19 protein-coding genes are annotated in these 16,507 nt (G+C 58.1%); 15 read left to right on the forward strand and 4 right to left on the reverse strand.

All coding sequences use genetic code 11. The annotated features are described in order from the left end of the window. The first annotated feature begins 375 nt into the window (after window positions 1-375). The 14 genes from rplC (at window position 376) to EDC26_RS20185 (ending at window position 8,960) form a co-directional block, all read left to right on the forward strand. Window positions 376-1,065 carry a 50S ribosomal protein L3 gene (gene rplC / locus EDC26_RS18545; protein ID WP_165931068.1) on the forward strand — a complete coding sequence of 230 codons (690 nt, stop codon included), beginning with the start codon at window positions 376-378 and terminating at the stop codon, window positions 1,063-1,065. Between the two features lie 2 nt (window positions 1,066-1,067). Further along, a complete protein-coding gene (gene rplD, locus EDC26_RS18550) occupies window positions 1,068-1,688 on the forward strand; it encodes a 50S ribosomal protein L4 (RefSeq protein WP_132585640.1) in 621 nt (206 codons plus the stop codon). Then, window positions 1,685-1,981 (forward strand): 50S ribosomal protein L23, encoded by a 297-nt coding sequence (rplW, locus tag EDC26_RS18555; protein ID WP_132585643.1) that lies wholly within the window; start codon window positions 1,685-1,687, stop codon window positions 1,979-1,981. Before rplD ends, rplW begins: the two co-directional genes overlap by 4 nt. Continuing rightward, the gene (rplB, locus tag EDC26_RS18560; RefSeq protein ID WP_132585646.1) at window positions 1,982-2,809 is read left to right on the forward strand and encodes a 50S ribosomal protein L2; all 828 of its coding nucleotides are present in this window, start codon (window positions 1,982-1,984) and stop codon (window positions 2,807-2,809) included. Window positions 2,810-2,821: 12 nt separating this feature from the next. Continuing rightward, on the forward strand, window positions 2,822-3,097 hold the full coding sequence (rpsS, locus tag EDC26_RS18565) for a 30S ribosomal protein S19 (RefSeq protein WP_132585649.1): 276 nt from the start codon (window positions 2,822-2,824) through the stop codon (window positions 3,095-3,097). Window positions 3,098-3,100: 3 nt separating this feature from the next. Continuing rightward, window positions 3,101-3,430, forward strand: a complete 330-nt coding sequence (gene rplV, locus EDC26_RS18570) for a 50S ribosomal protein L22 (RefSeq protein ID WP_132585652.1) — start codon at window positions 3,101-3,103, stop codon at window positions 3,428-3,430. A gap of 9 nt (window positions 3,431-3,439) precedes the next feature. Beyond that, the gene (gene rpsC, locus EDC26_RS18575) at window positions 3,440-4,237 is read left to right on the forward strand and encodes a 30S ribosomal protein S3 (RefSeq protein WP_132585655.1); all 798 of its coding nucleotides are present in this window, start codon (window positions 3,440-3,442) and stop codon (window positions 4,235-4,237) included. A gap of 2 nt (window positions 4,238-4,239) precedes the next feature. Continuing rightward, window positions 4,240-4,656: a 50S ribosomal protein L16 gene (rplP, locus tag EDC26_RS18580; RefSeq protein ID WP_113932165.1), complete on the forward strand. Its 417-nt coding sequence runs from the start codon at window positions 4,240-4,242 to the stop codon at window positions 4,654-4,656. A 9-nt stretch (window positions 4,657-4,665) separates the two neighbouring features. After that, complete coding sequence (gene rpmC / locus EDC26_RS18585) at window positions 4,666-4,857, forward strand: 50S ribosomal protein L29 (protein WP_132585659.1); 192 nt, start codon at window positions 4,666-4,668, stop codon at window positions 4,855-4,857. A gap of 1 nt (window position 4,858) precedes the next feature. Beyond that, window positions 4,859-5,140, forward strand: a complete 282-nt coding sequence (rpsQ, locus tag EDC26_RS18590; RefSeq protein ID WP_132585662.1) for a 30S ribosomal protein S17 — start codon at window positions 4,859-4,861, stop codon at window positions 5,138-5,140. Window positions 5,141-5,418: 278 nt separating this feature from the next. Then, the gene (gtdA, locus tag EDC26_RS18595) at window positions 5,419-6,510 is read left to right on the forward strand and encodes a gentisate 1,2-dioxygenase (RefSeq protein WP_132585665.1); all 1,092 of its coding nucleotides are present in this window, start codon (window positions 5,419-5,421) and stop codon (window positions 6,508-6,510) included. Continuing rightward, window positions 6,511-7,773 carry a flavin-dependent oxidoreductase gene (locus EDC26_RS18600; protein WP_132585668.1) on the forward strand — a complete coding sequence of 421 codons (1,263 nt, stop codon included), beginning with the start codon at window positions 6,511-6,513 and terminating at the stop codon, window positions 7,771-7,773. 39 nt (window positions 7,774-7,812) lie between these two features. Further along, window positions 7,813-8,775 (forward strand): tripartite tricarboxylate transporter substrate binding protein, encoded by a 963-nt coding sequence (locus EDC26_RS18605; protein ID WP_132585671.1) that lies wholly within the window; start codon window positions 7,813-7,815, stop codon window positions 8,773-8,775. 23 nt (window positions 8,776-8,798) lie between these two features. Then, window positions 8,799-8,960, forward strand: a complete 162-nt coding sequence (locus EDC26_RS20185) for a thioredoxin domain-containing protein (RefSeq protein ID WP_165931069.1) — start codon at window positions 8,799-8,801, stop codon at window positions 8,958-8,960. A gap of 28 nt (window positions 8,961-8,988) precedes the next feature. Here the strand turns inward: EDC26_RS20185 and EDC26_RS18610 are convergent, their stop codons facing one another. The 3 genes from EDC26_RS18610 to EDC26_RS18620 are packed head-to-tail and all read right to left on the reverse strand — an operon-like array spanning window position 8,989 to window position 14,304. Next, a complete protein-coding gene (locus EDC26_RS18610) occupies window positions 8,989-10,650 on the reverse strand; it encodes an AMP-binding protein (protein WP_132585674.1) in 1,662 nt (553 codons plus the stop codon). Window positions 10,651-10,657: 7 nt separating this feature from the next. After that, entirely contained in the window at window positions 10,658-11,956 is a 1,299-nt protein-coding gene (locus EDC26_RS18615; RefSeq protein WP_132585677.1) for an OmpP1/FadL family transporter, read from the reverse strand. Between the two features lie 35 nt (window positions 11,957-11,991). Continuing rightward, entirely contained in the window at window positions 11,992-14,304 is a 2,313-nt protein-coding gene (locus EDC26_RS18620; RefSeq protein WP_132585680.1) for an acyl-CoA dehydrogenase, read from the reverse strand. A gap of 174 nt (window positions 14,305-14,478) precedes the next feature. On the opposite strand from EDC26_RS18620, the gene maiA reads away from it, so the two are divergent. Then, the gene (maiA, locus tag EDC26_RS18625; protein WP_132585683.1) at window positions 14,479-15,117 is read left to right on the forward strand and encodes a maleylacetoacetate isomerase; all 639 of its coding nucleotides are present in this window, start codon (window positions 14,479-14,481) and stop codon (window positions 15,115-15,117) included. Window positions 15,118-15,327: 210 nt separating this feature from the next. Here the strand turns inward: maiA and EDC26_RS18630 are convergent, their stop codons facing one another. Beyond that, a complete protein-coding gene (locus EDC26_RS18630) occupies window positions 15,328-16,467 on the reverse strand; it encodes a serine hydrolase domain-containing protein (RefSeq protein WP_132585686.1) in 1,140 nt (379 codons plus the stop codon). Window positions 16,468-16,507: the final 40 nt, after the last annotated feature.

Genomic DNA, 16,507 nt, shown 5'->3' on the forward strand with positions numbered 1-16,507 from the left:
TGAACAGATGGGTGTTTTAGGGGTAATCACCGAGGGCCGGCTGCCCATTATTTTCCTGTGCAAATAATAGGCCGCGAACGTATGCACCCTGCGTGGGCCATGTATCGGAAAAAAGAATGCCACTTGCCAAGCAGCCCTGCCCCATGATAAAGTACAGGGCTTCGCAATAAGTTTTTTGTTATTGCGGGACTAGATACAATTCTAGACGCACATTCGTGTGGTCAAAAAACAGGGGTATACCTGGTTGCGGCGCCTGGTTACAGCATTGCTGGCAACAGCTTGTTGTTGACGAGCCACTGGCAGCAGGCGCGCCGCCCGTTTTTTGCATTGCACCTAATTAGCCCCGACCAATCGTAGTCGGGAATGGAGAAAACGATGTCGAATCCGACACCTACGCCTGCCGCCTATCGGCTTGGGCTTGTGGGGCGCAAAGTCGGCATGACCCGTATTTTTACCGAGGAAGGCGAGTCCATCCCGGTGACTGTACTGGACGTGTCCAACAATCGCGTTACCCAGGTCAAGTCGCCTGCAGTCGATGGTTACGCAGCAGTACAAGTTGCCTACGGCAGCCGACGCGCTTCGCGCGTGACCAAGCCACAGGCAGGGCATTATGCCAAAGCCGGCGCCGAAGCCGGCAGCATCCTTAAAGAATTCCGCCTCGATCCGGCCCGCGCCGCTGAATTTACAGCAGGTGCGGTCGTCGCTGTTGAAAGCGTCTTCGAAGCAGGTCAGAAAGTTGATGTGACGGGCACCACGATTGGTAAAGGCTTTGCCGGCACCATCAAGCGTCACCACTTCACCTCGCAACGCGCCTCGCACGGCAACTCGCGTTCGCATCGCGTTCCGGGTTCGATCGGCCAGGCGCAAGATCCGGGCCGCATCTTCCCCGGTAAACGCATGTCGGGTCATTTGGGTGACGCGACTCGCACTGTTCAAAACCTCGACATCGTTCGCGTCGACGCAGAACGCGGTTTGTTGCTGGTCAAGGGCGCTGTCCCCGGCCACAAGAACGCCGATGTCATCGTGCGTCCGGCAATCAAGATGTCGGCCAAGAAAGGAGCCTAATTATGGAACTCAAGCTCCTCAATGACCAAGGTCAGTCCGCTTCGACCTTTGCCGCACCCGACACGGTGTTTGGCCGCGACTTCAACGAAGCGCTGGTCCACCAGATTGTGGTGGCGTTTCAAGCCAACGCCCGCAGCGGCGACCGTGCGCAAAAAGGTCGCGACGATGTCCGTCACAGCACCAAAAAGCCATGGCGTCAAAAAGGTACCGGTCGCGCCCGTTCAGGCATGACATCTTCGCCGATCTGGCGTGGGGGTGGCCGCGCTTTCCCGAATTCGCCTGAAGAAAACTTCAGCCAAAAGGTCAACAAGAAAATGTATCGTGCCGGTCTTCGCGCGATTCTTTCTCAGCTGGCCCGCGAAGATCGCATCGCGGTGGTCGATACCTTTGCGCTCGAATCGCCCAAAACCAAATTGGCTGCGGCCAGGCTGAAAAACATGGGTTTTGAGTCGGTTCTGATCATTACCGATGTGCTCGACGAAAATCTTTACCTCGCAACGCGCAATTTGCCGCACGTTGCCGTGGTCGAACCGCGTTATGCCGACCCGCTGTCGCTGATCCACTACAAGAAAGTGCTGATCACCAAGCCGGCGATTGCTCAGTTCGAGGAGATGCTGGCATGAACACCGAACGCTTAATGCAAATCATCCTGGCTCCGATCGTGACTGAAAAAGCCACTTTCGTTGCCGAAAAAAATCATCAGGTCGCTTTTCGTGTCGTCGCTGACGCTACCAAGCCTGAAATCAAGGCCGCCGTCGAGCTCCTCTTCAAGGTCGAAGTCGAATCCGTGCAAGTCTTGAATCGCAAGGGCAAGGAAAAGCGCTTTGGCCGTTTCATGGGCAGCCGGCGCAATGAGCGCAAGGCCTATGTCTCGCTCAAAGACGGTCAGGAACTCGACTTTACGGAGGTGAATTAAATGGCACTCGTAAAAGCCAAGCCAACTTCCGCCGGCCGCCGCGGCATGATCAAGGTGGTGCACCCCGATCTGTACAAGGGTGCGCCCTACGCGCCGCTGCTCGAAAAGCAAACACGTGGATCGGGTCGCAACAACAACGGCCACATCACCGTGCGCCATCGCGGCGGCGGTCACAAGCAGCATTATCGTCTGGTCGATTTCCGCCGCAACAAAGACGGTATTCCGGCCAAGGTCGAACGTCTCGAATACGACCCCAACCGCACTGCGCACATTGCCTTGCTTTGTTATGCAGACGGCGAGCGTCGCTACATTATTGCGCCGCGCGGTCTGGCGGTGGGCGCAACGCTGGTGTCCGGGGTAGAAGCCCCGATCCGCTCCGGCAATACCTTGCCCATCCGCAATATTCCCGTCGGTACCACGATACATTGCATCGAGATGTTGCCGGGCAAAGGCGCGCAACTTGCGCGTTCAGCGGGCGCCTCGGCGGTTTTGCTGGCTCGCGAAGGTGTTTATGCTCAAGTGCGTCTGCGCTCGGGTGAAGTGCGCCGCGTACATGTCGACTGCCGTGCGACCATTGGTGAAGTCGGAAACGAAGAAAACAGCTTGCGTCAAATCGGCAAGGCTGGCGCCATGCGCTGGCGTGGCGTGCGGCCTACGGTTCGTGGCGTTGCCATGAACCCGGTCGATCACCCGCACGGTGGTGGTGAAGGACGCACCGGCGAAGGCCGCGAGCCCGTGAGCCCGTGGGGAACCCCGGCCAAGGGCTTCAGAACCCGACGCAACAAACGAACGGACAATATGATCGTTCAACGACGCAAGCGCAAGTAAGGGGCGAACCACATGTCACGTTCTATCAAGAAAGGTCCATTCGTCGACGCGCATCTGATCAAAAAGGTCGATGCGGCCGTCGAAGGCAAAGACAAAAAGCCGATCAAAACCTGGTCGCGCCGTTCCACCATCCTGCCCGAGTTCATTGGGTTGACGATTGCCGTGCATAACGGCCGCCAGCACGTTCCCGTTTACATCAACGAGAACATGGTCGGTCACAAGCTCGGCGAGTTTGCCCTGACACGCACGTTCAAGGGGCATGCTGCGGACAAGAAGGCCAAGAGGTAAGCGATGGAAACTACTGCTATTATCCGTGGCGTCCATATCTCAGCGCAGAAAACACGCCTTGTTGCGGACACTGTCCGCGGCAAGTCAGTGGCCCAGGCGTTGAATATCCTGACGTTCACACCCAAAAAAGCCGCGGGCATACTCAAGAAAGCTCTTGAGTCCGCGATCGCCAACGCCGAGCACAACGACGGCGCTGATATCGACGAGCTTAAAGTCACCACGATTCATGTGGACAAAGGCCAGTCGATGAAGCGTTTCTCCGCACGTGCAAAGGGTCGTGGTAACCGTATCGAAAAGCAGACCTGCCACATCGTGGTCAAGGTCGGGGCTTAAGGAGTCGCAATGGGACAGAAAATACACCCGATTGGGTTCCGCCTCGCGGTCAACCACAACTGGAGTTCGCGTTGGTATGCCGACGATAAAGTCTTCGGCGGCATGCTCGCCCAGGACATTCGTGTACGCGAATATCTGAAGAAAAAACTCAAAAGCGCCTCCGTTGGTCGCGTGGTGATCGAGCGTCCTGCCAAGAATGCCCGTATTACGATTTACTCGGCTCGCCCGGGGGTTGTGATCGGCAAGCGCGGTGAAGACATCGAAAACCTCAAGGCCGACCTGCAGCGCCTGATGGGCGTGCCTGTGCACGTCAACATCGAAGAGATCCGCAAGCCTGAAACCGATGCTCAGCTGATTGCCGACTCGATTGCCCAGCAGCTCGAAAAACGCATTATGTTCCGCCGCGCCATGAAACGCGCCATGCAGAACGCCATGCGTTTAGGCGCACAGGGCGTCAAGATCATGAGTGCCGGCCGTTTGAACGGCATTGAAATCGCTCGCACCGAGTGGTATCGCGAAGGTCGCGTACCGCTTCATACGCTGCGCGCCATTATTGACTACGGCACGGCCGAAGCACAAACGACTTACGGCATCATTGGCATCAAAGTCTGGGTCTACAAGGGCGACATGCTGCCTAACGGCGAAATGCCCCCAGAGACCGCCGCTCCTCGTGATGAAGAGCGCCGTCCTCGTCGTGCACCTCGTGGCGAACGTCCCGATGGCCGCCGTCCGGCTGCCGCACGCGGTCGTGGGGCTCGAAAGCCAGACGCCGCGCCGGCTGCTACGCCAGCGCCTGAAGGAGAATAAACATGTTGCAACCGTCACGCAGAAAATACCGCAAAGAGCAGAAAGGCCGCAATACGGGCCTGGCTACGCGTGGTGCTCAAGTTTCGTTTGGCGAGTTCGGTCTGAAAGCCACGGGTCGTGGCCGCCTGACTGCACGCCAGATCGAAGCGGCCCGTCGTGCGATCAACCGCCACGTCAAACGCGGCGGCCGTATCTGGATCCGTATCTTTCCCGATAAGCCCATCTCCCAGAAGCCGGCAGAAGTGCGTATGGGTAACGGTAAGGGCAACCCGGAATATTGGGTCGCAGAAATTCAACCCGGCAAGGTGCTCTACGAAATGGAAGGTGTAAGCGAAGAGCTTGCACGTGAAGCGTTCCGCCTGGCCGCCGCCAAGTTGCCCATCTCGACGACGTTCGTATCGCGTCATATTGGTGCTTAAGGAGACCACATGAAAGCTAGCGAACTCCGTTCCAAAGATGCCACCGAGCTCGGTAAAGAGCTCGAGAGCCTGCTCAAGGCACAATTCAATCTGCGTATGCAGCGTGCCACCCAGCAGCTTTCCAATACCAGCCAGCTCGGTAAAGTTCGTCGCGATATCGCGCGCGTGCGTACCCTGGTGACTGAGAAGGCGGGAAAGTAAGATGAGCGAAACTCAAAACACGCAAGAAGCCAAGCGTCAACGCACGTTGATTGGCAAGGTCGTCAGCAACAAGATGAATAAAACCGTGGTGGTTCAGGTTGAACGCCGCGTCAAGCATCCTGTCTATGGCAAAATCGTAATGCGCTCCAATAAGTACAAGGCGCATGACGAGACGAATCAGTACAACGAAGGCGACACCGTCGAAATTTCCGAAGGCCGTCCTATCAGTCGCGACAAGTCGTGGACGGTTGTGCGTCTGATCGAAGCGGCGCGTATTATCTAAACGATATAAGCGTTTCAAAAAAAGGCCCGAAGAGCGATCTTCGGGCCTTTTCCTTTCCGGGCAATAATCAGGCCGGCGGGCTGGCCGTTATGGTTGGTCAGTCATGCTTATTTAGGTATGATTGATAATAATATTTCATTATTAAACATATACCAGGCAGGGAACAATAAAGGGAATGCCCTAGCACTATACGGTTTGCAGGCGGGCTGCGTGAGGTAACACGTAAAGCAAGCGACGGCCGCTTATCGCGGGCATCAAGCCTCCAAGAGGAGAGACAAATGAAGAATGTGGCGGCTAATCAGGCCCAGCGGGATGAGTATTACGCGCGCATCAGCGCCAAAAACATGGCCCCGCTGTGGGAGTCGCTGCACAATCTGGTGCCAAGGTCACCCACCTCGCGTTGCGCTCCCGCGATCTGGAAGTACAACGCCGTACGCGCCGAAATCATGGAGTCCGGCAATCTGATCAGCGCCGCGGAAGCGGTGCGCCGCGTCCTGGTCCTGGAGAATCCCGGGCTCAGGGGCGAATCCAGCATTACGCAAACTCTTTACGCCGGCCTGCAACTGATCCTGCCCGGAGAAATCGCGCCTAGCCACCGCCATGTGCAATCGGCCCTGCGCTTCATCGTAGAGGGTGAAGGGGCGTACACTTCGGTCAACGGCGAACGCACCACCATGCGGCCTGGCGATTTCATCATCACGCCGTCCTGGACTTGGCACGATCACGGTAATGTACATGCGGCCGAGGGCGGCGAACCGGTCATCTGGCTAGACGGGCTGGATATTCCCTTTGTCCGCTTCATGGATGCGGGCTTTGCCGAAAACTACCCCGAGGCCGAGCAACCCATCCTGCGCCCCGAAGGCAATAGTTTTGCACGTTTCGGCTACAACATGGTGCCTGTGCGCCATGGTCACCTCGGCAAGACTTCGCCGATCTTCAATTATCCCTACGATCGTAGCCGCGAAGCGCTGGATCATTTGTATCGGCATGGCGAACTCGATGCCTGGGACGGTGTGAAATTGCGTTATGTCGATCCGACCACGGGTGGTTATGCCATGCCCACCATGGCGACTTTTATGCAGTGGCTGCCGGCAGGGTTCCAGGGCAAGGCCTATCGCTCTACCGACGCAACCGTATTTTCGGTGGTAGAGGGCGCGGGTTCGGTGAGCATAGGCAAAGAGCGCTTCGAATTCGGTCCGCGCGATGTGTTTGTGGCGCCATCGTGGCTCCCCGTCCGGCTTTTTGCCAATGACGATGCGGTGTTGTTCAGTTACTCGGACCGGCCGATTCAGGAAGCGTTGGGTCTTTTGCGCGAAGAACGGATGGCGGGTGCCGACGGTCTGGGTACTCTTTCGGTGGAGGTGGTTTGAATGGCCGGGCACGATATCGAAGTCGCCGTCATCGGCGCGGGCGTGGGTGGACTGGTGCTCGCGCTGAGCCTGCATCAGGCGGGCATTTCCTGTCGCGTGTATGAGGCTGTCGCTGAGATCGCGCCGCTTGGAGTGGGTATAAATCTGTTGCCGCATGCCACCAAAGAGCTGGACGAGCTGGGCCTGTTGCCCAGGCTGGATGCTGTCGGAGTCAGGACAAAAGAATCCATATTCTTTACCCGCCACGGGCAGTTTGTGTATAGCGAGGGGGCGGGACGGGCTGCAGGCTATGACTGGCCTCAGTATTCCATTCATCGTGGCGACCTGCAGATGGTGTTGCTGGCCGCCGTGCTTGAGCGCCTTGGCGAGGGGAGCGTGGTAACCGGATGTCGTTGCACGGGAGTCAGCCAGAAGGACGATCACGCCGTGGCCAGTTTCGAGGACGGCGAGGGAAATGGGCTTGCACCCGTCACTGCAGCTATCGTTGTCGGGTGCGACGGAATCCATTCCGCGTTGCGCAGGCAGCTTTATCCGCATGAAGGAGCGCCGCGCTATTCCGGCATAAACATGTGGCGTGGCGTGACATCGTGCAAGCCGTTCCTGACGGGGGCCAGCATGGTGCGGGCAGGCTGGCTGGCGCATGGCAAGATGGTGATCTACCCGATTCGCAACAATATCGATGCGCAGGGAAACCAGTTGATAAACTGGGTAGCCGAGATCGAATCGCCGGCGCGGGTGCAGCGGGACTGGACTCGCCAGGGCCGCCTCGAGGATTTTTTCCCGGCGTTTGCCGATTGGCATTTCGACTGGCTGGACGTTGCCAGGCTGATACAGGACGCACAAGCCATATTTGAATACCCCATGGTGGACCAGGATCCGCTTCCCACCTGGACTCAGGGCCGCATGACCCTGCTGGGCGATGCGGCGCATCCCATGGTGCCCAGGGGGTCCAATGGTGCGGGCCAGGCCATTATCGATGCGCGATATCTGGCGGGCCAGCTGAAACGGTCGGGATTGACCCATGGCGCACTGATGAATTACGACCGGGCCCGGGTTGAGGCCACTACGCGTGTGGTCCTCACCAATCGTCAAAACCCTCCCGATACCATACTCAGAGAAGTCTATGAAAAATCGGGCGACAAGCCCTTCGGCCGTATCGAAGACATTATCAGCCGCGGCGAGCTGGAGGCCATCTCGAATCGCTATAAGCAGATTGCCGGGTTCGATCCCGACACCTTGAAGTCCAGACAGTCTTTTTTGTAAGTACTGATTCATTCTTAAAAGATAAAACCGGGAGACATTATGTTCAACTTAATTCGTATTGCGCTGGCTGCTTTGCTGGCCGCCGTGTGCTCGCTGAGCTACGCTGCCGATTGGCCCAGCCGGCCCGTTACGCTCATTGTGCCGTTTACGTCGGCCACAGGAATCGATCTGATCGCCCGGCGGCTGTCTGCGGAGCTGCCAAAGAAGCTGGGCCAACCGTTTGTGGTCGAGAACCTGGCGGGCGCCAGCGGCAATATCGGCACGGAAAAGGCGGCGCGCGCCCGGCCGGATGGCTACACCTTTCTAGTGACGGTGAGCACCCTGGTGATGAACCGCACGCTTTACAAACTTCCCTACGATCCTGTCAAGGATTTTGCGCCGGTTGGCCAGACGTCATGGGGCACGCTGGTTCTGGTGACAGGGCCCTCCAACCCGGTGCATAGCGTAGCAGGGCTTGTCGCCGCGGCCAAGGCGGAGCCGGGTAAGCTGACATACGGTTCGCCGGGCGTAGGAACGCCGCATCACCTTGCCATGGCCTTGCTCGATGGCCTGACGGGAATCCGGATGCTGCATGTGCCCTACAAAGGCACGGCCGGCGCCGTGCAGGATATGCTGGGCGGACGCCTGGACTATATGTTCCTGCCTATCCATGTCGCCCTGCCTCAGATAAAGGCCGGAAAGCTGAAGGCCATTGCGGTTGGAAGCCCGAACCGGGTTGCGCAGCTTCCCGAAATTCCCACGCTGGGCGAGGCCGGTTTAAAGGGCGCGAATGTCGATATGTGGTACGGCGTTCTGGCGCCCAAAGGCACTCCTGCTGCGATCATCGAAAAAATGAACAAGGCAGTCAATGAGGTCCTGGCATCTCCAGCGACGGCAGTAGCGTTCGAATCGCAGGGGATGGTGCCCGCTGCGTCGACGCCCGACCAATTTGGCGCGCTGATTGTCAAAGACGACGCGCGCTGGGCCGAGGTTATCAAGGACGCCAAAATTACTGCCAATTGAAATAATGTTCCGGACCTTCAACCATGCAGCTTTATAGTTTCTTTAACAGTTCTACTTCATATCGCGTCCGTATTCCCGGGTACGGATCGGTATCGATGTACTGGCGCAAGGATGAACTTCATCCGCCATCCGTCGAGGCGGGGCTGGCAAGCATCCGTCGCATTTCGCGCGACTACGAGGGCTGAGGGGTTTGCGCTCCAAGGCGCGGGCCGCCTATGGTTTGAGCTGGCGGCGCAATATCTTTCCGACATTGCTGCGCGGCAACGTGTCGCGAAACTCCACGTACTTGGGCGCTTTATAACCGGTCAGCATGCTGCGGCAGTGCTTGATCAGCTCTGCCTCGGTCAGGCTTTTGTTTTTTCGAATGACAAACAGTTTGACGACCTCGCCGGAATGCTCGTCGGGTACGCCGATGGCCGCGGCTTCCAGCACATCGGGGTGCTGCATTGCGACGGCTTCGACCTCATTGGGATAAACGTTAAATCCCGACACAAGGATCATGTCTTTTTTTCGGTCGAGGATAAACACATAGCCCTGCTCGCTGACATAGCCGATGTCGCCCGTATGCAGGAAACCGTCGGCATCGAAAACCTTTGCGGTTTCGTCAGGCCGGTTCCAGTAGCCGGGCATGACCTGCGGGCCACGCACGCAGATTTCGCCGCTTTCGCCCAGAGGCAGGTCGCGCCCCCCGTCGTCGCGTATGGCGATATCGGTGGACGGGACGGGCAGGCCTATGGATCCGGTAAAGTCTTTTTTATCAAAGGGGTTGATGGTGACGGCCGGAGAAGTTTCCGTCAGCCCGTAGGCCTGCGCTATGGGTATGCCTGTCAGGCTCAGCCAGCGCTGGGCGACGGCTTCCTGTACGGCCGTCCCACCGCCGAGAACCATTCGCAGGCCCGAAAAGTCCAACCTGGAAAATTCGGAATTGTTCAACAACGCATTGAATAGCGTATTGACGCCGGTGATGGCGGTAAAAGGCGTGTGCCTCATGCTCTTGACGAATGCAGGGATATCGCGCGGGTTGACGATAAGAAGGTTGCGTGCACCCAGTTTCATGAAGGTCAGGCAGTTGGCCGTGAGCGCGAAGATATGATAAAGCGGCAGGGCGGTAACGATGCAGTCCTGCCCCTCGGTGGTGTAGGGTTTGACCCACGCGTAGGCCTGGCAAACGTTGGACACCAGGTTGCCGTGGGTCAGCATGGCGCCTTTGGCGACTCCCGTGGTTCCCCCCGTATATTGCAGGCAGGCCAGATCGTCATGGCCGAGCGAGGGTGGGGTGAAGGCCGCACGTGACCCGCGCGCAAGGGCCTGATTCAGGCGCAGCGTATTGGGCAGTTCCCAGGCAGGCACCAGCTTCTTTACGTGGCGCACCACCAAGTCGGTGAGGGTGCCCTTGACGGCGCCCAGCATTTCGCCCAGCGAGGTGACGACGATGTGCTTGATCGCCGTCTTGGTCAGCACCTGCTGCAGGGTGTGGGCAAAGTTTTCGGCAATAACGATCGTTTCGGCGCCGGAATCGCGCAACTGATGCTCAAGCTCAGTCGCGGTGTACAAAGGGTTGGTGTTGACGACAGCGGCGCCGGCTCGCAGCGTGCCAAACAGGCACACCGGATACTGCAGCAGATTGGGCATCATCAGCGCGACGCGTTCGCCTTTTTTGACCCCTATGGATTGCAGCCATGCGGCAAAGTGGTGCGAGTGCGCGTCCAGCTGCGCGTAGGTCATGGTGGAACCCATGCTGATGTAGGCCACGTTTTGTGCGTGCTTCGAGCAGCTTTCGTCGAACATGGCTGCGAGCGAGGCGTAGGCTTGCGCCTGGCCGGTGATGTCGGCCGGGACGCCCTGCGGGTAGTGTTCAAGCCAGATGTGTTCCATGGCAACCTTAGAATCGGTACGACACCTGTACCCCAAGCATGTCGATGCTGGCCTTGTACGAACCGTAGACGGTACCTTTGGTGGGATCGGTAGCGTTGTTGATGGACGGGTTGCTCAAGAACAGATGGGCGTAGCCGACGTCGACGGTAGCGTGATCGTTGAAATGATATTGTGCGCCAATCGATAGCCAGATGCGGTCGCCGTCGGGCAGCGATGTCGGACGGTATTGCGCGTCGCGCACCGGCGACTGGTCGTAGGCGACCCCTGCTTTGAAGGTCCATTTCGGGCTGTATTTGTAATTGGCCCCCAAGGCAATACGCCAGGTGTCGCGGAATTTCAGTTTCAGGCTTTCGTTGGGTAGGCTGCCGCTATTTTTGATATCAAGTGAAGGAATACTGCTCCAGCCTGTCCATGAAACATCGCCCAGCAATTGCCACTGGCTATTGAGGTCGTGCACCACGCTAAGAATGGCGGTGTCGGGCAGCGTGACCGTGGTGCTCGCGTCGGCGGTGCGCGCAGGCAGTCCCAGCGGGAGATTGCCAAGAGTGGTCGTGCCGCTGGCGTTGAATCGCATTTTGGAGCGGTAGGACAGGCCGATGCGGGTGTCGGTAGTCGCTTGGTAAAGCAGGCCCAGATTCCAGCCCCAGGCGTCGCCGTGCAGATCGACTTTCCCGTTCATATCCGGCAAGCCGACTAGCTTGCTGAGGGGTATTGAAGGCGCCAGCGCAGCGGCGGGTATGTTGCGCCGATAATCTGCGCTCAGGTGCGCCCAATTCACGCCTGCGCCCAGGGAAAGCCGGTCATTGACCTTGTAGGCAACGGAAGGGTTGATGTTAATGGTTTGGATGCTGAACGAGGTCGATTGATATCGGCCGATCCAGTTGTCGCTGTATTCTGTTGACAGGCCAAAAGGAGCGCCTATGCCCAGGCCAAGAAACCAGTTGGGGTTGACTTGCCATGACATATAGGCATTGGGCAAAACACTCAACGGCCCCGCGTCTCCTCCTGTATTTGACTGTAAAGGCAGGCCGCCAGGCCCGGTGCTGCCGCTGTTCGAAAACCTGAACGAGGGGTCAATCAGGACTGCGCCGGCCGACACATTCACGCCGGGCAGCCTGGTCATGCCTGCCGGGTTGAAAAAGATGGTGCTCGCATTTTCCGCGATGGCCGCCGACCCCGCGTACGCGTTGCCCAGCCCGCTGGCGTTTTGCTCGGTTAATTGAAAACCGGAGGCGTGTGCCCCCGAGGCTCCCAGGCTCAACAATGCCGCCGGGATCAGGTGTAACAGGGGTTTGCTTATTTTCATGACGGGGGCTCGGGATGAATATCGGCTATGCCGGATTATGCGGGACTATGCAGGTCAAAGGGAAAATCGTCAACCGCTATCACGCGGTCGCACAAGTTATTACGCTCTTGTATGGCCGCGTATTCGTCGTCGGTAATGCCTCCTGCCGCGTGTGCGGCGGTGGCGATGTCGCGGACATTGGCCGCGGGGTTGTCGTCGAGGCGGCCGCTTTTTTCGAACTGATGGATTTTTGCGTCAATGTCGCGGGCGGCTAGCGTGGCGGCCAGTGCCGCTTCGATTGCGCCCAGCGGGCTGTGGGTGTCTTTGGGAAGAAAGCAGCCGCGGGTAAGACGATCGCGGGCGGCGCCCGGCTGTGTGATGGCGCGTGCGACGGATTGCCCGAGCGTGTCGCAGGGGGCGGAAAATGGCCGCCCATAAGGAAAGACCAGCACACGCAGCAGGCCGGCGACCCAGCGATTGGGAAAGTTGGCCAACACACCTTCAAAGGCATCCTGCAGGCGAAACAAGGCATCTTGAATGGCCCAGTGCGCCAGCGGCGTATCGTCGGCTTGTCGGCCGTCGTCTTCGTATCGTTTGAGGGTGGCCGATATCAAGTACATTTGCGAGAGTATGTCGCCCAGGCGTGCGGAGAGGCTCTCGCGCCATTTCAGCGAACCGCCCAGAAGCAACATCGAGGTGTCGGCCAGCATGGCAAATGCGCTGGAAAAGCGGCTGATCTGGCGGTAATAAACGTTCATCTCGGGCGCGACATCGGTATCAATCGCCAGCAGTCGTGCACCCGTCAGGCCAAGCCACAGGGTGCGCAGTACATTGCCGGCGGTGAAACAGATATGGCCGCGGATTGCCCGGTCGAAATCGAGCAGGCCGGCCTGTGTATCGGCATTGCTTGCGGCCTGCATTTCGGCCAGGACGTAGGGGTGGCAGCGGATCGCGCCCTGGCCGAAGATAATCAGGCTGCGCGTCAGAATATTGGCGCCTTCGACGGTGATGCCTACCGGCAACTGCTGGTAGGCTCGTCCAAGAAAATTGGAAGGCCCTAGACAAATGCCCTTGCCGCCGATCACGTCCATGGCGTCGTTGACGACGCGGCGGGCGCGCTCGGTGACATGGTATTTGACGATAGCCGAGATGACCGCCGGCTTCTCTCCCAGATCGATGGCGCCCGCGGTCATGCTGCGCGCCGCGTCGATCAGGTAGGTGTGCGCGCCGATACGGGCCAGGGCTTCCTGGACACCTTCGAACTTACCTATGGGAGTGCGGAACTGCTTGCGTATAACGGCGTAGGCGCCCACCGCGCGAGCCGTCATTTTCGCCATGCCGGTGTAGGAAGACGGCAGCGAAATTGAGCGGCCTGCCGCCAGGCATTCCATAAGCATGCGCCAGCCATGGCCGGCCATGCCCGCGCCGCCGATAATGAAATCGAGCGGCATGAAAACATCGTTGCCGCGGGTGGGGCCGTTCATGAACATGGCGTTCAAGGGGAGATGACGCCGCCCCGTTTCGACACCGGGGTGATTGGCGGGCACCAGCGCGCAGCTGATTCCCAGATCTTTTTGGCTGCCTAGCAAGCCGTCCGGATCGTAGAGGCGAAAAGCCAGGCCCAATAGTGTGCAGACTGGGGCAAGCGTAATGTAGCGTTTGTCCCAGGTAACCCGCATGCCGAGCACTTCTTGGCCTTGCCATTGGCCCTTGCAGACGATCCCGCTGTCGGGAATGGCGGCCGCGTCCGATCCGGCCCAGGGGCTCGTGAGCGCAAACGCGGGTATTTCCTCGCCGCTGGCCAGGCGAGGCAGATAGTAGTCTTTTTGCTCTTTGGTGCCGTAGCGCAGCAGCAACTCGGCCGGCCCCAGGGAATTGGGCACCATGACGGTGACCGATAGCGCGGAGTTTCGGGTCGACAGTTTGGCGATGACTTCGGAGTGGGCGTAGGCGGAAAACCCGAGGCCGCCATATTCTTTCGGGATAATCATGCTTAAAAAGCGATTGTCCCGAATGTAGCGCCAGACTTCTGGCGGCATGTCGCACAGCTCGTGGGTGACCTTCCAGTCGTCGACCATGGCGCAGACCGTTTCGACTTCGTTATCCAGAAATGCCTGTTCTTCCTGGGTTAACGTGGGCTTGGGCAGGTTATGCAGTTTCGACCATTGCGGTTTGCCGCGGAATAAATCGGCTTCCCACCAGACGGTACCCGCTTCCAGTGCGTCCTGTTCGGTGCTGGACATGGGCGGCAGGATCTTTTTGTACAGATTGAATATTCGGCGCGAGATCAGGGCCAGACGCAGCGCGCGCACGCTTGCAATGACGACGATGGCCATAATAAGAACTACCACCACGACTGCTGTATTCATCAGTTTGTTTGAAATCCGTTCGCAGGTAGCGGGAATAATATGAGGTATTGCCGTGAGGCGGTTGCTTCAATATATTGTTTTTGATATGGATGATAATAGTATTTCATTTCTCGACATATATTGGCCGCAACGTAATCTGTGACTGTTTGAATCAACATTTTGGGATTTCATGCCATGCAGCTATACAGTTTTTTCAACAGCTCCACCTCGTATCGCGTGCGTATTGCGCTGGCGCTCAAGCAGGTCAGGTTCGAATACCTGCCGGTGAATATCCGCGCGCACGAGCACAAGGCCGCCAATTACGTGGTCAAAAATCCTGGCGCGGGGGTGCCTTTGCTGGTTGATGAGGGTTTCGATCTGGGCCAGTCGCTGGCAATTATCGATTATCTGGATAGCAAGTACCCCAAGCCGCAACTGATTCCACAAGATCGGCAGCGGCGCGCGCGGGTGCTGGAAATCGCCAACCTGATCGCTTGCGATATGCATCCGGTCAATAATCTGAAGGTGTTGCGTTATCTGGTCAATGTGCTGGGTGTTAGCGATGAGCAGAAAAATACGTGGTATCAGCATTGGATAGATGAAGGGCTGCGTTCGCTGGAAGCGCTGTTGCAACGAACTGAGTCGGGGCCGTTCTGTCTGGGTGACGAGCCAACGCTGGCCGATTGTTGTCTGGTGCCGCAGGTGGCCAATGCCTTGCGCATGAAGTGCAAGGTCGATGAGTTTACGCGCGTTATGGCGGTCTACGAGCATTGCAATACCTTGCCGGCCTTTCAGGAGGCGGCGCCAGCACAGCAGCCTGATTTCGATGCATAGTTCTCTGCCCGTCTCGCCTTAACCGCCCACGACGCTCGCGTGGCTGATATTTACGTGATGGTCGCTTGTAGCGCCACCCCTTGTGGGTGGCATGGCGTTCTATAAATACCGCCTCGGTTATCGACGATTTTGGCAGCCACAAGGGCTGCCGCTACATGATTCACGGGCACGTTTTTGTAGCGGCACCCCTTGTAGGTGCCAGGTTTCCCGCTAATCCAAAGCCACGCAAAGACCGGCAAAGAAATCTTCGATCCGGATTTGTGTTTGATCCTTGAACATGGGCTTGGGCAGGGCGCCCCAGACCATGGCGACGAGGTTCTGTTCGGGATTGACGTACAGATGCTGGCCAAAGATGCCTATGGCCTGGAAAGCGCCGTGATGTATTGGGTGGTAATGCGGCAGGGGCCAGAGCATGTAGCCATAGTCGACCTTGGCGCCGCCCACAGTGATCGGCTGGCTGGCCGCCTGGATCCAGCCAGCCGGCAAGACTTCCACTCCGTCGATGACGCCCTGATTCAACAGGAACAGGCCAAATCGGGCATAGTCGCGCAGGCTTGCCGAGATTCCGCTTCCGCCCACTTCCAGGCCATTGGGGGATTCCAGCCACCATTTGGCGTCGGCCTCGGTACCCAGCCTGGACCAGATCTTTTCCGAGAAATAATCGGCCAATGGCCGTTGAACGGCGGCTCGCACCATGGCTCCCGCAATGTGGGTTTCACCGGTGCTGTAGTTCCAGCGGCTGCCGGGGGTTGCGGCGCGCGGTAATCTGGACATCATGTCGACAATGGCGCCAGGCTGTTGCGCTATTTGCAAGTCCAGCATGCGGCGGCGGTCGGATTGAGGATTGGTATAGGTTTCGTCCCATTGCACCCCCGAACACATCGTCAGCAGCTGATGTACGGTAACGCCGTTGTAGGCGCTGTGTTGCAAGACGGGGAGGTAGTGCGAGATGGGGTCGTCCAGGCTTTTGATGTAGCCGTCTTTGATGGCCACGCCGGCCAGTGTAGCCGTTACCGTCTTGGCGATCGACATGGACATCCAGTGCGCTTTTTCAGTATTGCCCAATTGATAGGTTTCGAAGCAGTTGGCGCCGTTTTTAAGCACCAGCATGCCGCTTACTCGATTGATCGACAGAAAATCGTACAGGTCGTATGTTTTGCCTTGCGAGGCAAAAACAAAATTCTGCAAAGGGTTGTCTTGCGTGGGCAGAGGGCGGGCCGTGGGGCTGCGGGCGATTGTCCGGGTCGGAAAGAGCATGTCGGTATGACGAAAGGTACGGGCCTGGATATCGGGGAGTAGAGCGCCGTCATAGATTTGCCGGGCTGTTGCAAGAGGAAGTTCGCATTGCATGATGTGCTGGGCCTGTAGGGGGTAATGGGTTCACGCATGG

The sequence above is a fragment of the Paralcaligenes ureilyticus genome (assembly GCF_004346225.1).
Lineage (GTDB): Bacteria > Pseudomonadota > Gammaproteobacteria > Burkholderiales > Burkholderiaceae_B > Paralcaligenes > Paralcaligenes ureilyticus.

Excerpts from the sequence above, each read along its gene's own strand:
- rplC (WP_165931068.1), top strand. The coding sequence starts at position 376 with ATGTCGAATCCGACACCTACGCCTGCCGCCTATCGGCTTGGGCTTGTG.
- rplD (WP_132585640.1), top strand. The coding sequence starts at position 1,068 with ATGGAACTCAAGCTCCTCAATGACCAAGGTCAGTCCGCTTCGACCTTT.
- rplW (WP_132585643.1), top strand. The coding sequence starts at position 1,685 with ATGAACACCGAACGCTTAATGCAAATCATCCTGGCTCCGATCGTGACT.
- rplB (WP_132585646.1), top strand. The coding sequence starts at position 1,982 with ATGGCACTCGTAAAAGCCAAGCCAACTTCCGCCGGCCGCCGCGGCATG.
- rpsS (WP_132585649.1), top strand. The coding sequence starts at position 2,822 with ATGTCACGTTCTATCAAGAAAGGTCCATTCGTCGACGCGCATCTGATC.
- rplV (WP_132585652.1), top strand. The coding sequence starts at position 3,101 with ATGGAAACTACTGCTATTATCCGTGGCGTCCATATCTCAGCGCAGAAA.
- rpsC (WP_132585655.1), top strand. The coding sequence starts at position 3,440 with ATGGGACAGAAAATACACCCGATTGGGTTCCGCCTCGCGGTCAACCAC.
- rplP (WP_113932165.1), top strand. The coding sequence starts at position 4,240 with ATGTTGCAACCGTCACGCAGAAAATACCGCAAAGAGCAGAAAGGCCGC.
- rpmC (WP_132585659.1), top strand. The coding sequence starts at position 4,666 with ATGAAAGCTAGCGAACTCCGTTCCAAAGATGCCACCGAGCTCGGTAAA.
- rpsQ (WP_132585662.1), top strand. The coding sequence starts at position 4,859 with ATGAGCGAAACTCAAAACACGCAAGAAGCCAAGCGTCAACGCACGTTG.
- gtdA (WP_132585665.1), top strand. The coding sequence starts at position 5,419 with ATGAAGAATGTGGCGGCTAATCAGGCCCAGCGGGATGAGTATTACGCG.
- EDC26_RS18600 (WP_132585668.1), top strand. The coding sequence starts at position 6,511 with ATGGCCGGGCACGATATCGAAGTCGCCGTCATCGGCGCGGGCGTGGGT.
- EDC26_RS18605 (WP_132585671.1), top strand. The coding sequence starts at position 7,813 with ATGTTCAACTTAATTCGTATTGCGCTGGCTGCTTTGCTGGCCGCCGTG.
- EDC26_RS20185 (WP_165931069.1), top strand. The coding sequence starts at position 8,799 with ATGCAGCTTTATAGTTTCTTTAACAGTTCTACTTCATATCGCGTCCGT.
- EDC26_RS18610 (WP_132585674.1), bottom strand. The coding sequence starts at position 10,650 with ATGGAACACATCTGGCTTGAACACTACCCGCAGGGCGTCCCGGCCGAC.
- EDC26_RS18615 (WP_132585677.1), bottom strand. The coding sequence starts at position 11,956 with ATGAAAATAAGCAAACCCCTGTTACACCTGATCCCGGCGGCATTGTTG.
- EDC26_RS18620 (WP_132585680.1), bottom strand. The coding sequence starts at position 14,304 with ATGAATACAGCAGTCGTGGTGGTAGTTCTTATTATGGCCATCGTCGTC.
- maiA (WP_132585683.1), top strand. The coding sequence starts at position 14,479 with ATGCAGCTATACAGTTTTTTCAACAGCTCCACCTCGTATCGCGTGCGT.
- EDC26_RS18630 (WP_132585686.1), bottom strand. The coding sequence starts at position 16,467 with ATGCAATGCGAACTTCCTCTTGCAACAGCCCGGCAAATCTATGACGGC.